The organism is Jongsikchunia kroppenstedtii DSM 45133, assembly GCF_000380485.1.
Classification (GTDB): domain Bacteria; phylum Actinomycetota; class Actinomycetes; order Mycobacteriales; family Mycobacteriaceae; genus Jongsikchunia; species Jongsikchunia kroppenstedtii.
Genome location: NZ_AQYG01000049.1, coordinates 104894 through 118843, shown reverse-complemented (window position 1 = coordinate 118843; position 13950 = coordinate 104894). Strand labels below are relative to the sequence as shown.

Genomic DNA, 13950 nt, shown 5'->3' with positions numbered 1-13950 from the left:
GGGCGGCCGCATCGTCGTTTCTGCGGCGAATCCGCGGGCCGGTCGACGGCAGGTCAGCACGTTGAGAAGCGTTGACACGTAGTGAATTTTGCCGCACACCGCTGATCGCGACCACACCTGCGGCGGTCGACTTTCTGATCTATGCGTGGCAACCTCGGTGGCGGGCGTCGCAGCGCCGACGGCCCGCTTGTATGCCTGTCCGCGATCTCAGAAAGGGCTGATCTCTCCAGTGGCCACCGCGACCCACCTGCGCAGCAACATCGATGTCTACCCGACCAGGTTGGCGAAACCGGGTCAGATCGAGCCGCGACCGCATCCGGTGGTCTGGGGACGCGCGGACGGACCGCTGAAAGGGGCGGCCCTGCAGGGCTATGACGAGCGCGGTTATCACGTGAGGCGATCCGTGTTGGCGCCCAGCGAGATCGAGTCGGTGTTGTCCGAGGTGGATGCGGTGACCTGCCGGCTCGGCGACGATCAGCGGGTGATCCGGGAGCCGTCGTCGGGCGATGTGCGGTCGGTGTTCGCCGTTCACCAGCTCAGTGACCTGGTCGCCGAGATCTGCGACCGTGACGAGCTGGCGGGCGTGGCCCGACAGATCCTCGGCGACGATGTCTACATTCACCAGTGCCGGGTCAACCTCAAGCCGGGGTTCGCGGGCGGACCGTTCTACTGGCACAGCGACTTCGAGACCTGGCATGCGGAGGACGGGATGCCCGCACCTCGCGCCCTCAGCGTGTCGTTGGCCCTGACCCCCAACTTCGAGTTCAACGGTCCGCTGATGATCGTCCCCGGATCGCATCGACGGTTCATTCCGTGCGTCGGTGCCACGCCGGACGGCTATCACAAGCAGTCGCTGGAGTCGTACCGGCCGCCGTTCGGGACCCCGGAAGAGGCCGATGTCGCCGCTCTCGCAGACGAATTGGGGATCGACCTCGTGACCGGGCCGGCCGGGTCGGCACTGTACTTCGACTCGAATTGCCTGCATGCGTCGGCCGGAAACATCAGCCCGTATCCGCGCAGCAACCTGTTCGTGGTGTTCAATGCACGCTCGAACGCGCTGGTCGAGCCGTTCGCCGGAACCGCGCCGCGCCCAGGCTATTTGGCCGACCGTGGCTAACCCGCGGTCGCGCCGACCTTGTGGTTGTCACCTGCCCGCAGGTAATGACCGGTCTGCATGGTTTCGCCGTACCCGTCGATGAACTCACCCAGCCGGAAGACCACGCGTCCGCCGATTCCCGTTGCGACGACAGCCTTGTCGTTGCGGTTCACCATCCGTGACAGTCCGTCGAAGAACGGCACCGACGCCTCGTTGTAGGCATCGACGGAGTCGTCCAGGCCCTCCGGGTCGATGACGACGAAGTCGGCGCGATCGCCCTCGCGCAGGTAGCCCGCGTCGAGCCCGAACCAGCTGCCCAGCTCGCCGGTCAGCCGGTGCACGGCCTGACTCATCGACAGCACCGGTTTCCCGGCCGCCTCGGCGTCGCGCATGCGCTTGAGGAATCGGAGGTGGAAGTTGTAGAAGGCCATGTTCCGCAGGTGTGCGCCGGCATCGGAGAATCCCAAGTGCACGTTGGGATCCTGGGCCATCTTGTCCAGCACGGCCGGGCGATGATTGCCGACGGTGGTGGTCCAGCGGACGTTCTTCTCGCCGTTCTCGACGAGCACATCGAGGAAGGCGTCGAGCGGATGGATACCGCGCTGGTCGGCGATCTGACCGAAGCTCTTGCCCACCAACGACGAGTCGGGGCAGTCGACGATCCGGGCGTCGTACAGATCCTTGTGCCACAGCCCGGGCATGTGGCGCTTGATCATGAATTCGCGTCGGAACTTCCGCCGATAGTCCTTGTCCGCCAGCAGTGTGTTCCGCTCGAGCTGGTCGCGCAGATGCAGGGCGGCGGTGCCGGCGCCGAACTCCTCGAAGACCGGCAGATCGATGCCGTCGGAGTACAGCGTGAACGGCACCGGCAGATGCTGGAACTTGACCTGTGACTTGAAGATTCGGTTGCCGATCGCCGCCGCACCGCGCAGCACCAAGTGGGCCGCGCGCGCCGACTTGGAATCCGCGGCGACGAGCAGGCTCACCGGAACCGGCTTCTTGTGGAAGAACCGGGTGCCGGACGCGAGGAAGAACATCACACCGGTCAGCGGGTTGTTGACGTTCGGCGCGCTCTGCAGGATGGCGCCGCGCCCCCGCAGGACGTTGATCAGCCGCCACCGCTCGTGCCACCAGGCATAGGTGGACGGCAGAGCACGCGAGCGATAGCGATCGCCGTCTAGCTTGTCGATGGGGGAGTCCATGCCGGACATGCCGAGCATCCCGGCATCGAGCGCGCGGCCGAGCATCTCGGCCATCTGGTCGAGTTCCTTGCGGCTCGGCAGCGTGCGGTTGTTGGTCGCCCGGCCCAGCCCCATCACCGCGGTGCGCAGGTCCGAATGACCAAGGAACGACGTGACATTCGGCCCCAGCGGCAGCGAATCGATCTTCTTGACGTAGCCCTCGGGATCGGTCCAGTCCTGGAAGTCGTCGAGCGCCCCGATCACGTTCTTGCGCGGCACCGCCTCGACGCGGCTGAACAGGTCTGCGGCGTCCTCGGGCGCCGCGTACACCGTCGACATCGAGCAGCAGCCGAGGACGATCGTGGTCGCGCCGTGGCGCACCGATTCGCCGAGGCCCGGATTGAGCAGGATCTCGGCGTCGTAGTGGGTGTGGATGTCGATGAATCCCGGCAGCACCCACTTGCCGGCCGCGTCGATCACCTCGGGGCAGTCGGTCTCGTCCAGATGGTCGGGGGAGACGGCGACGACACGACCATCCGCGATGCCGATCGTGGCGGTGCTGGGCTCGGCCGTCGAGCCGTCGAACCACAGGCCATCGCGGATGATCACGTCGTACATGTCCAACTCCAAGGGGCTGTGAGCGGCTATTGGACATGAGTTTAACAGTGCGGCCGCTATCCGGGAATACCGATCTGATCGAGCCACTGCGCGATCCGGTTCATGTAGGCGCCGCCGCCGTAGCCGAGCAGGGCGGCGTGACCGGTGTTCGGTACGATGTACTTGGTGAAAACGCCGGGCCGGTAGTAGGACGCCTAACGTGCCGACTCCGGGTCGGTGAAGCAGTCGTCGGTGGTTCCGCACCAGAGCCGGTCGTACTGGCCGGGCGACCACAGCACCGGAACGGTGATGTTCTTGGTGGCGTCCGAGTACGACTTGGCGGTGATGTCCACCAGCTCGGTCGCCGTCATCGAGACCTTGCTGCTCTCCTCGAGCGGGATCTGCGCCGGGTCGTACGAGGTCGGTGGTCCGTAGAACGCCTGCGCCCGCTGGCCGGGGATGGTGGTGAGGTAACCCGGATCGGCCGACCAGGGCTGACCCGCGAACTTGGGGTCGAGGGCGGCCGGCCACGCCAGCTGGGCGAGGTGGAACGTGGAATTCACGGTGAGCAGCTGGTGGCCGACGGCGTGGATGGCGATGGCGTCGACGTCACGGAACTTCTCGGCCTCGACCTGCGCGGTGAGCCCGCCCATCGAGTAGCCGTTGAGCACGATCTTGCGGAACTTCGCGCCCAGCGCGCCGCCGCGCAGGCTCTGCACCAGTTGGTGGGTGTTCCAGCCGGCGACATCGAAGTTGAGCGTCTCGGCGGACGGGTGATCGCTGTAGCCGTAGCCGAGGCGATCGACGCTGAGGGTCGTGTAGCCCCGCTGCGTCATGTACCGCACGTAGTTGTAGCGATTGGGCTGATACGACCAGTCGAAGTACTTGTGGCTGACCGTGCCGCCGGGCAACAGGATCTGCAGCGGCTGCGATCCCAGGCTGCCGGGATTGTTGGTACATAGTTGCCCGAACTCGCGATAGACCCGAGAAACGTTGGCGCCCAGGGTGACCGGGAAGTACAGGCTGCGACACGCGGCACCGCTAGACGACGCGTCGGCGACGTCGGCCGGGGTGACCATCCCCGCGACGCCGGGCACCGGGCGCAGCGCCGGCCATCCGCCGAAGCCGGGGGGCGGCCGAGGCGGTGGAGTAGGTGGTGAGCCCCAGTGCGAGCGCGCTCACGACGATGGCGGCCACTCTGGTGAGCAGGTGCGGCGATTTCCGCATGACGGGATTCCTAACTGTGTGGACCAGCGAACGAACGGGTGGCAGTGATGTGTCCCCGATCACATCGAAGAGACAATCGCATTGCTCGACACACTTGTCAATAGTTCGACGAGTACGTGATTTCCGCTGACCATGTTTGACTCTGTTATTGACTTTGGACGGATATGTCATTACTTTCACATATATGTCACATGACTTGGATCACAGCTCTCTTGCGGTTGATGAGGGGCTCGTCTCCTATCCCGCTGCGGTAGTCGAGCGCTATCGGGCGCAGGGATGCTGGGCTGGCCGGTCGCTGCCGGATCAATTGGCCGCAGCGTTCACCGCGCACGCCGATCGGGTCGCGCTGGTCACCGACGAGGTGCGATGGACCTACGCGGAATTGGAGGCCGAGGTTCGGGCGTTCGCGCGCGGCGTGATCGCCACCACCGGGCTGCGGCCGGGGGACCGGGTCATGTTCCAGATGGGCAACGTGGCCGAGACTGCGGTGACCTATCTGGGCGCGTTGTTCGCGGGACTCGTGCCGGTGTGCACCCTCGCGCAGCATGGGTCGCGTGAAATCGAGTTGCTGGCAAGGCATGTGGGCGCACGCGGGCTGATCACGCAAGCTGACTTCCGTGATGGCCGACTGCTGCCGATCGCCGAATCACTGCTGACGGACGGCGTCGTCGACGTCGTCGTTGTGGTGCGTGGCGGTTCGTTGGCGGGAGCCGCCGACTATCGCGAGATCATCGCGGCCGGCCGGGATTCGACGGAATTGGAGTTCGACCCCGACCTGGCGGGCGTCGCGGTCTTTCAATTATCGGGTGGCACAACAGGTCTGCCCAAGGTAGCGCCCCGGCTACATGAGGAGTACGCCTATAACGCTCGGCAGTGGGCGGCGGCCCTGGGCTGGACCCAGGACACCACGGTCCTCTATCCACTGCCGCTCATGCACAACGCGGGAATCGCGCTGGCGCTGCAGCCGACGCTGTTCGCCGGCGCCACGATAGTGCTGGCCGCGAACGCCGATATCGACGTCATCCTCGACCTATTCGAGGCCGAACATCCCAACACCCTGCCGCTCGTGCCGCCGGCCGTCGCGATCCGCCTCCTCGAAGCTCCCCGAAGCAAGAACATCGATTTCGGCGGGATCGAGCAATTCATCGTCGGCGGGCAGAAACTGGCGATCGAGGTCGCCCGGCAGCTACGCGATGACCTCATGATCGATGTTCGCCAGATGTTCGGCATGGCCGAGGGGATGTTCCTGGTCACCCCGGACGGTGCTGGCGAGGACGTCCGCTTCCACACCGTGGGCAGCCCCATCTCGCCATTGGACGAGGTGCGTATCGTCGACCCGAGTACCGGGCAGGACCTGCCGGAAGGCGAGCTGGGCGAGTTGTGGGCCCGCGGGCCATATACGATTCGGGGCTACTACCGTGCGCAGCAGCATAATTCGGGGTGTTTCACCGACGGCGGGTTCTATCGGACCGGCGATCTGGCGCGAGCACATCGTATCGGCGGCGAGGTCTACTACTCGATCGACGGCCGAATCAAGGACGTCATCAACCGCGGCGTCGAGAAGGTGCATGCCGAGGAGGTCGAGGAGCTGATCCTGGAGCACCCGGAGGTGGAGAACGCCGCGATCGTCGCGATGCCGGATGCCGTTCTGGGCGAGCGGGTGTGCGCCTACCTCGTGATGCGTTCGGGCACAGAGGCGTTGACGGTCGACACACTGGGTCGACATCTGAGCGGGCTCGGCCTGGCGAAGTACAAGCTGCCCGAGCGGGTCGAGGTCCGCGACTCGCTGCCGCTGTCGAATGTCGGCAAGGTCGCGCGCAAGGAGTTGCGTGACGAGATCGCCGGCCTCGTCCGAACCGAGCAGGCCTGACTCAGCAAGACTCCCGAAAGGATCGAATTCTCATGGTGCACAACATGATCGCAGTGATCGGCGGGGGTCCCGCGGGTCTGTTCGCCGCTCGGCTCATCAAGCTCAACCAGCCGTCGACCGACGTGGTCGTGTACGAGCGCAACGGAAGCGACGTCGCCACCTTCGGATTCGGCGTTGGGCTCACCGAGGCGACGATGAGCAATATCGCCGCCGCCGATCCGCACGCCAGCGAGCTCGTGCGGCAGGCCAGCCATGCCGGACATGATCTGCAGCTGCGCACCGGTACCGCGTCCGTTCCGCTGCACGGCGCGCGGAATCTGGCGATCGGGCGGGCTGAGCTGCTGGCCGTGCTCACCAAGCTGGCGCTGGAAGCGGGTGTCACGATCCGGGATGGCCAACGGGTCTTGGTGGACGACATCACCGCCGACGTGATCGTGGCCGCCGACGGCGTGCGCAGCGCGACGCGGGCAAAATATGCCGAGCAATTGGGCGTGCACGAGTCGATCGGACGCGGCCTGTACATGTGGTGCGGCACTGACTTCGCCGTCGACTCGGCGTTCTTCTCATCTCGCACGCTCGGCGACGGGCTCTATGTGGCGCACGCCTATCCGTATACGTCCGAGCGCAGCACCTTCCTGTTGGAGACCGATGACGAGACCTGGGACGCGGTCGGGCTGGGCGAATTCGATGCGGCGACGGCGCCGGGGGAGTCCGACGAGCGGAGCCTCGCGATCCTGACCGAGGCCTTCGCCGACGAACTCGCCGGGCATCGATTGCTCGCGAATCGCAGCCGCTGGGCGCGGTTCTCGACGATCGGGCTCGACCGGTGGTGGGCCGACAACGTGGTGTTCCTCGGAGACGCCGCGCACACCGCGCACTACACGCTGGGCTCGGGAACCAAGCTGGCGATGGAAGATGCCATCGCGCTGTCGCAGGCGCTGGCCGGAACATCGGATATCGCGGCGGCCTTCGCGGAATACGAGACCAGGCGTCGGCCGCCGGTCGACCGCTTCAAGCTGCTGGCCGCGCGCAGCCAACGGTGGTGGGAGAGTTACCGATTGCGGTATCAGGCGCCCGCGGAGCAGATCGCGCTCTCGTTCATGACGCGAGCCGGCAATCTGTCGGTGGCGGATTTCGCCCGCAACGAGCCGGAGACCGCGGCCGCGGCCCTCGCGTCGCTCGGCGGTGGGCGGCCGTCGGACCCGAGCGAACTCGACGACTGGATCATGACCCGGATGACCCCGGCGACGGATGCTCCGGTGGCCGACGTGCATTGGCGCGAGCCCGACGTGTGGGGCCGCGAGGCGGATACCGTCGTGACGTCGCTGGCATCGGCGCGCGCCGTGCGCCTGGACGGGCCGGACGACGATTCGGCGGTCGGCGCACGCATCGATCTCGCCGAACGAATTCGATTGACCAGCAACGCCATGACCATCGTCGCACTGCCGGACAAGGATCGCACGCAGGGCACGTCCGCGGTGGCGGCCCGCCGCTGCGACCGCATCGAGCTGCGTGACTGATCACCAGATAACCACTCGAGAGGACCGATATGACCGTTCGATCCGAGGTCTCGCCGCTGTCGATGGAGGCGGCGGGCGTCCCACTGAGTGGGCGTATTGCGTAGCCGGACAACGAGTCCCGCGCCGTCATCGTCGCGTTTCAAGGCGGCACATACGATTCCGGCTACTACGACATCGGCGACGACTCCCTGTTGTCCCTCGGAGCGCAGCGGGGCTTCACTGTCGTGGCCCCCGATCGTCCCGGATACGCGCCGCCGTGGACACCGATCCGTCGCATACGTCGTTCGCCGGGCAGACCGAGATCCTGATCGCGGCCGTCGATCAGATCTCCGACCGCTATCCCGGACCCCTTGCCATCGTGGGGCATTCGATCGGCGGCATGCTGGCGCTGCGGACCGCCGCGGCGACGGGTGTCGATGCCGATCTGCTGCGGCCGCTCCCGATGCCCGAGCTGATCGACGTGGTGATCTGGTCACAGCAGCTGCCGGACGTGGGCCCGCCGTCACCGCACCGGTGAGCCTGACGTTGGCCGAGAACGACAACATCTGGCAGTCCGACGATGCCGCGCGCGCCGCCCTCGCATCGCATTTCACGGGTTCTCCGGATGTTCGGGTGGAGTTTCTTCGCGGGCGCCGGACATTCGATCGAGCTGCATCGGCGGGCTCGGGACTACATCCTGCGGCAGCTGGCCTTCATCGAGGAGTTCCTGCCCGCCGCCTGAGATCGGCTTGATGGCCGCATGCCCGTCGAAGAATCCGGGGTGTGCGGCCATCATCCATCAGTGCGAAGCGGCGGCGCCGCTGGCGAAACGCTCGGTCAGCCATCGGCCCATCTCGTCGCCGGCCAAGGTGGCGCCGGTCGGTTCGCCGTCGTGCAGCGCGCCACCGAAATGCTTTCCGGGGACACGAGTAAGGGTGACATCGTCGCCGGCGAGTGCGTCGATCATCTCCCTGGCGTCGGCGGGGAAGCAGGCCTGATCGCCGGTGAGCTCGACCATGAGGGTCGGCACGGTGATACCGGCCGCACATCGCACCATGCCGGCGCGGCTGGAGATCGACGACCAGGTCGACAGCCAGGCCTCCGGCGTCGTCAGCCGGCCGAAGCCGACGATTCCGTAGTTCGTCAGATCCGGACGCCGGCCGAACAATGAACCGTACGGCCGCTCGTTCGGGTCGAGCGTGGGGTCGACACTGCGCAGGTCGGCGTCGGTGCGATGAACCGTGATCACGCCGGTGGCCAACGAGATTCGCCGATCCCGTGCGTCGCCGCCGTCGGCGAAGCGCTTGCGGGCCGCCGCGGCGGCCGCCACGCGTTCGCGGGCGACAGCGTCGATGCGTTCCATTCGGCGATGCTGCGCCGCCCGATACTCCGCGATGAAGTCGTCACTGTAGCTCGACGGCTCGGGTGCGGCTCGGAATCCGTTGTCCGGATTGTAGGGATCGAGTTCGGGCACGACCGACATCGGATCGGTCTCATCGGCGACCGAGGGGTCGATCATCCGGCCCAGCAGCACTCCCTGGCCGGGATGCGGTGCCATCAGCATGAATCCGTCCGGGGCGGGCATATTCGCGTCCGGCAGCGGAACCGGCCGGCCCCCGGGGGTTTTCGAGAATCGTCGATCGCCGGGCAGTTCCGCCTGCTCGATGTAGAACGCCGCGAGCGCCCCGCCGCCGGAATGCCCGACGGATATCACCGATTCGAATCCCTTGTCGCGCAGGAATACGTGGCCTGCGGCCACGTCGAGCAAGGCCTGCTCGTGCACCAGGCTCAGATCGTTGAGGCCGGTGCGGGTGTTCTGCGTCCACACCGCGAAGCCGCGGCTGAGCAGCTCCGGCATCAGCACGTGATGCGAAAAGTCCTGCCGCGGATGCATGAGCACGCAGACCGTGGTGGCGCCGGGCACCGTCCGCAGGATGCCTGGCACGGTCGCGCCGTCCGAGGTGGTCAGCTCATGGGCGGAGGTGATGGTGTTGTCGGGTATCTCGCCCACGGAGAGATACCGCCCGGCGCCAAGTCCTTGGGCCTGTGTCATCCCCGTCATCGCCGCACGACGCGCAGGGCGTCCTTGTCGTGTTGCGTGATCTTCGAGCCTTCGAGGCCGGCGACCGAGCTGTACCAGACCGCGTGCCGGGCACCGGTGGCGCGGCGGTCGATCACGATGTCGCCCTCGGAGCTGACCCGGTAATACGGTCCGACCTGGTCGACCGTCACGTCGGGCAGGTTCTTGGCGACGTCGACGACGCCCTCGTTCTCGGGGACGTCCAGGACGTAGAGGCGGGTGGTCATCGGGCGGCCTCCGCGGGGGTCCAGTCGGCGGCCTTCTCGACGATCAGCTCGGCCTTGCGGGTGAGCAGCTTGTCCAGCGACGGCGAATCGCCTTGGGCGACATCGCATAGCGCCTCGATGGTGAGCTCGGCATCCAGGTCTTCCTGCGGGGTGACCGGCCGCAGGGCGCGCGTGATCTCGACCATGTACCCGTTCGGGTCATGGGTGTAGATCGACTCGATCGTCTCGTGCATCACCTGCATCTCGACCGGCCACTGCGACTCGTCCAACCGCCGGCGGTATTCGAGGAGGTCTTCTTCGTCGTCCACGTGGATCGCGAGGTGCCGCGAGTTGACGAAGTACTGCGGAGTGCCGGCGGGCAGCTTCGCCCAGGAGTCGCCGGGCGCGTCGGGATCGCCGAACGGTTCGAGACCGAAGTAGTAGAAGAACGCGATCCGGTCGCCGCCGCCGATGTCGAAGAAGAAGTGGATGAAGTCGGGGTGATCCTCGGGCCCCCACCCGGCGGCGCAGATCGAGTGCACGACAGGAAATTTCAGCGTGTCTCGATAGAACTTCACGGTAGCGGCGGGGTCGAAGGTGGGAAAGGCGGTGTGGTCGACGCCCTGCACGCGATGTTCGGGTTTGGTGGTCATCAGCTTCTCCGTTCTTTTGTGCTGAGTGGTTTAAGCGGTCACGGGTGCGTCGGCGCGGAGGAGCGATCCGGCGCCGGGGATGTTCACCGGCAGTTGCAGGGCGCGCAGTATCGAGTATGCGCCCGCGGTGGCGGCGGAGAGGATGGGTAGACCGAGTTCGTTCTCGGCGGCCTGCACGATGGACAGGGACGGCATCTGCACGCAGCACGACAGCACCAGGGCGTCGGCTCGGGAGCGGTCCAGGCTGCGGGCGGCGTCCATAACTCGTTCGGGCGGAATGCATCCGACTTCGATGTTGTCGGCGACTTCGAGCGCGCGCCAGTCAACGACCTCGATGCCTTCGTTCTCGATATAGGCGACGACCTGCTCGGCGAGCGGGCGCATGTAGGGCATCACGAGGGCGACGCGCTGTGCGCCGGTCTCGCGGAGGGCCTGGACCAGCGCGCCGGCGCTGGAGAGCACCTTGGTGGTCGACCCGCCGGTGGCCAGCTGTTCGGCGACGGCGAATTCGACGTTCTTGTGCTCGCCGGGCCCCGTGGCCATGATCGCGACCAGGCAGGCGTACAGCACGGCGTCGACGCCGGCGTCACCGATCTCGATGACGCAGCGTTCGCGCTGCGCGTTCATCGCGGCCAGGCCGGCGGGGGTGACGGCCTGCATCCGCATGCGGCTCGCGTGGAAGGTGAATTCGACGTCCTCGGAGCGGGCGAGGATGCGCGGCATCTCCGTTTCAACCGTCACATTCGAACTCGGGACGATCAGCCCAATCCGCTTCGTCGGCAGTGCAACCTGGCTGTTAGACATATATGTGAAAGTAATGACGTGGTCGTCAAAAGTCAAGGATTCCGTCGGCTGTTCTGCAGAAACAGATGCGGGCCCGTCTGACTTAGACGGACCCGCATCAGAAGACCAGTTACAGACGAACGAGGCCTCCATCTGCCATGATCGTCTGGCCAGTCACAAAAGCGCAGTCATCGCTGGATAGAAAGCACACCGTTCCGACGATGTCGTCGGCGAGCCCGCTGCGTTTGATCGCCTGCATCGAGGCGACGCCGTTGAGCACCTCCTCGGCGATGTTTGCTTCGCCGCCCGGTGTGCGAGAAGCGGTGGGTGCGACTGCATTCACCGTGATTCCGTACGGAGCCAAATCTGTTGCGAGCCCGCGGGTGAAGCCGATGACCCCGCCCTTGCTGGCCATGTAGTGCGCCAGTGCCGGCACCGCGAGCCCCAGTGAGTTGGAGGCTAGGTTCACGATCCGCCCCCAGCCGCGCTCTCTCATGGATGGTGCGAACGCTTTCGCTGTCAGGAACTGCGAGTCGAGATTGATTGCCTGAATGCGTTTCCAGTAGTCGAAGTCGACCTCGAAGAAGTCTCGAAATGGGTACACGCCAGCGTTGTTCACCAGGATATCGACGGCGCCGAAGGTGCTGAGCGCTTGGCGACCCGCGGCGTCCACCGCATTGGGATCGGAAACGTCGGCTTGCAGAGCCATCGCCTTGCGGCCAAGCGCCTCGATCTCGGCAACCGTCTCAGACGCCTCATCGAGGTCCAGCACGACGATGTCTGCGCCCCGACGGGCGAGTTCTCTTGCTATTGCGCGCCCGAATCCCTGACCCGCGCCGGTAACCACCGCGACGCGGCCCTCGTGAGTGCTCGATGTCATCGGATTCCGCCAAACATCTTGGAAATGCTCATTTTTTGTACCGTCTCCTTTGTAGTGGTTCGACGCAGCCTGCGATCGCTGACGTCGGTGATTTGTTTCCGTGGTGATGATTCCGAACATCAAGGGGCAGGTGCCGCCCCGATGAGCGTCGCGGTGCGCCAATCCATCGGAACAACCTGCGACACCGCCAACACCGTAAGTACGGCCGCAGGCGCATGTCAACGAACTAGTCGATATATTGACATATTCGTCTGCGCAGATCAGTATTGGCGTCGTGAACCTCGTCACACCCACCGAGGTGGGTGTAGGTCCACCGCCAATAGCCAGGTCAGCGCCCATTGGGCCAGTACTCAAGGCCACCATGCAGCGATGCACCCTCGAAAGGAATCACCCGCATGACTACCGAATCCATTCCGACCAGCCTCGCCGCCGGGCGCAATCTGATCGCCGGCGAGTGGAGCGACTCGGGCCGACAGCTGGAGACGATCAATCCCTCCACTGGGCTGGTCCTGGGCGCCTATGCAAGCGCTGACGAGGGTGCGGCGCTCGACGCAATCGCCGTCGCCCGCAACATGTTTGACAACACCGACTGGTCGCGAGACCCTCGACGTCGTTCTCGCGCCGTCAATGAATTGGCTGACCGATTGGCTGAGCGGGTTGAAGAAGTGGCGCTGATGCTTTCTCGCGAAAATGGAAAGCGGCTGCCCGAAACTGTGTGGGAGGTGTCGACGACTGTCGACTGGCTGCGCTATGCGGCGGCCTCCGCCCTTGTTCTCGACGGCGGCCGGTCGTCGGAAGTCAGCCCCGGGGTCTATTTTCAGACCGGTCGTGAGGCAATGGGAGTGATCGGCATCATCACTCCCTGGAATTCGCCCGTGATCCTGTCGATGCGTTCCATCGGTCCCGCGCTCGCCGCTGGATGCACAATGGTCGTGAAGATGCCTGGTCAGACCGCACTGACCAACACCCTCGTTGCTGAGATCATCGCGTCGACGGACTCGATTCCCGCCGGCGTCGTCAACATCCTCACGGAAGGGGCCAATGAGGTCGCCCCCGCGCTTGTCAATTCGCCCGATGTCGACATGATCAGCTACACCGGCAGTACCCACGTCGGACGCGCGATCGCAGCCGCGGGAGCATCGACACTGAAGCGACTCAGCCTCGAACTGGGAGGTAAGACCCCGCTGGTGATCTTTGACGATGCTGACCTTGACGTCGTCATGCAGAACGTTGTTGCGGCAATCTCGTTGATGAACGGGCAATTTTGTCTGACCGGCTCCAGGCTGCTTGTGCAGCGTGGCGTGGCCGATCGCTTGCGCCCGATGATCGTCGAGGCGATCGCCAGCCTGCGGTCCGGCCCGAGCGAGGATCTCACCAGTGATCTCGGTCCCTTGATCGACGCCGCGAGCGCGGCGCGTGTCGACAAGATCGTCGCGGACGCCGAGCAGTACGCCACCGTGCTCGTCCGGGGTGGTCTCATAGAAGACGACGAGCGCCCCGGAGGGGCGTTCTACCAGCCGTCACTTATCGAGGTCGATCGCCTTGACGTGCCGATCGTCCAAGACGAGCTGTTCGGCCCCGTTCAGACTTTCGAGGTCTTCGATGACGAAGCAGACGCCGTCCGAATGGCAAACGGAACATCCTTCGGTCTCGGCGCCGCAGTCTTCACCACCGACGAATGGAAGGCGCGCCGAGTCACCCGCAACATGCGGGCCGGATTCGTGTGGACCAACTGCTGGGGGGTTATCCACGAAGCCTTCGAAGAAGGCGGGCTCAAGCAGAGCGGTTACGGCCTACTGTGCGGTCCCAGTGCGATCGCCGAATTCCAGGACGTGAAGCTCTACGCGCAGGTCGCGCCCTCTGCGGGCTCCTGAAAGA

12 protein-coding genes are annotated in these 13950 nt (G+C 65.5%); 5 read left to right on the top strand and 7 right to left on the bottom strand.

Features of this window, described 5'->3' with window-relative positions; genetic code table 11:
• Positions 1-229: 229 nt before the first annotated feature.
• Positions 230-1117, top strand: coding sequence for an ectoine hydroxylase (gene thpD / locus G341_RS0114735; RefSeq protein ID WP_018179924.1), 888 nt, complete (start codon positions 230-232; stop codon positions 1115-1117).
• On the opposite strand, the gene G341_RS0114730 is transcribed toward thpD, so the two are convergent.
• Together G341_RS0114730 and G341_RS0114725 are read right to left on the bottom strand one after the other, a co-directional pair.
• Positions 1114-2901 carry an N-acyl-D-amino-acid deacylase family protein gene (locus tag G341_RS0114730; RefSeq protein ID WP_026303706.1) on the bottom strand — a complete coding sequence of 596 codons (1788 nt, stop codon included), beginning with the start codon at positions 2899-2901 and terminating at the stop codon, positions 1114-1116. The genes thpD and G341_RS0114730 overlap by 4 nt on opposite strands.
• Before the next feature lie 188 nt (positions 2902-3089).
• On the bottom strand, positions 3090-3971 hold the full coding sequence (locus tag G341_RS0114725; RefSeq protein ID WP_018179922.1) for an alpha/beta hydrolase: 882 nt from the start codon (positions 3969-3971) through the stop codon (positions 3090-3092).
• 314 nt (positions 3972-4285) lie between these two features.
• On the opposite strand from G341_RS0114725, the gene G341_RS0114720 reads away from it, so the two are divergent.
• Genes G341_RS0114720 through G341_RS24460 form a run of 3 tightly spaced genes read left to right on the top strand, consistent with a single transcriptional unit; the run spans position 4286 to position 8008 of the window.
• Complete coding sequence (locus G341_RS0114720; protein ID WP_081622555.1) at positions 4286-5971, top strand: AMP-binding protein; 1686 nt, start codon at positions 4286-4288, stop codon at positions 5969-5971.
• A gap of 44 nt (positions 5972-6015) precedes the next feature.
• Positions 6016-7491 carry an FAD-dependent monooxygenase gene (locus G341_RS0114715; RefSeq protein WP_162140720.1) on the top strand — a complete coding sequence of 492 codons (1476 nt, stop codon included), beginning with the start codon at positions 6016-6018 and terminating at the stop codon, positions 7489-7491.
• Complete coding sequence (locus tag G341_RS24460) at positions 7484-8008, top strand: alpha/beta fold hydrolase (protein WP_483790095.1); 525 nt, start codon at positions 7484-7486, stop codon at positions 8006-8008. The genes G341_RS0114715 and G341_RS24460 overlap by 8 nt, the downstream gene beginning before the upstream one ends.
• 261 nt (positions 8009-8269) lie before the next feature.
• On the opposite strand, the gene G341_RS0114700 is transcribed toward G341_RS24460, so the two are convergent.
• The 5 genes from G341_RS0114700 to G341_RS0114680 all read right to left on the bottom strand — a co-directional run bounded on the left by G341_RS0114700 (position 8270) and on the right by G341_RS0114680 (position 12192).
• Positions 8270-9532 carry an alpha/beta fold hydrolase gene (locus G341_RS0114700; protein ID WP_026303704.1) on the bottom strand — a complete coding sequence of 421 codons (1263 nt, stop codon included), beginning with the start codon at positions 9530-9532 and terminating at the stop codon, positions 8270-8272.
• Complete coding sequence (locus tag G341_RS0114695; protein ID WP_018179916.1) at positions 9529-9777, bottom strand: hypothetical protein; 249 nt, start codon at positions 9775-9777, stop codon at positions 9529-9531. The genes G341_RS0114700 and G341_RS0114695 overlap by 4 nt, the downstream gene beginning before the upstream one ends.
• Positions 9774-10409 carry a VOC family protein gene (locus G341_RS0114690; protein WP_018179915.1) on the bottom strand — a complete coding sequence of 212 codons (636 nt, stop codon included), beginning with the start codon at positions 10407-10409 and terminating at the stop codon, positions 9774-9776. The genes G341_RS0114695 and G341_RS0114690 overlap by 4 nt, the downstream gene beginning before the upstream one ends.
• 30 nt (positions 10410-10439) lie before the next feature.
• Positions 10440-11192, bottom strand: coding sequence for a maleate cis-trans isomerase family protein (locus G341_RS0114685; RefSeq protein WP_026303703.1), 753 nt, complete (start codon positions 11190-11192; stop codon positions 10440-10442).
• A 130-nt stretch (positions 11193-11322) separates the two neighbouring features.
• Positions 11323-12192, bottom strand: a complete 870-nt coding sequence (locus G341_RS0114680; RefSeq protein WP_222836602.1) for an SDR family NAD(P)-dependent oxidoreductase — start codon at positions 12190-12192, stop codon at positions 11323-11325.
• A 275-nt stretch (positions 12193-12467) separates the two neighbouring features.
• Here G341_RS0114680 and G341_RS0114675 point away from each other — a divergent pair, with 275 nt between their 5' ends.
• Positions 12468-13946 (top strand): aldehyde dehydrogenase family protein, encoded by a 1479-nt coding sequence (locus G341_RS0114675; protein WP_018179912.1) that lies wholly within the window; start codon positions 12468-12470, stop codon positions 13944-13946.
• The last annotated feature ends 4 nt before the right edge of the window (positions 13947-13950 follow it).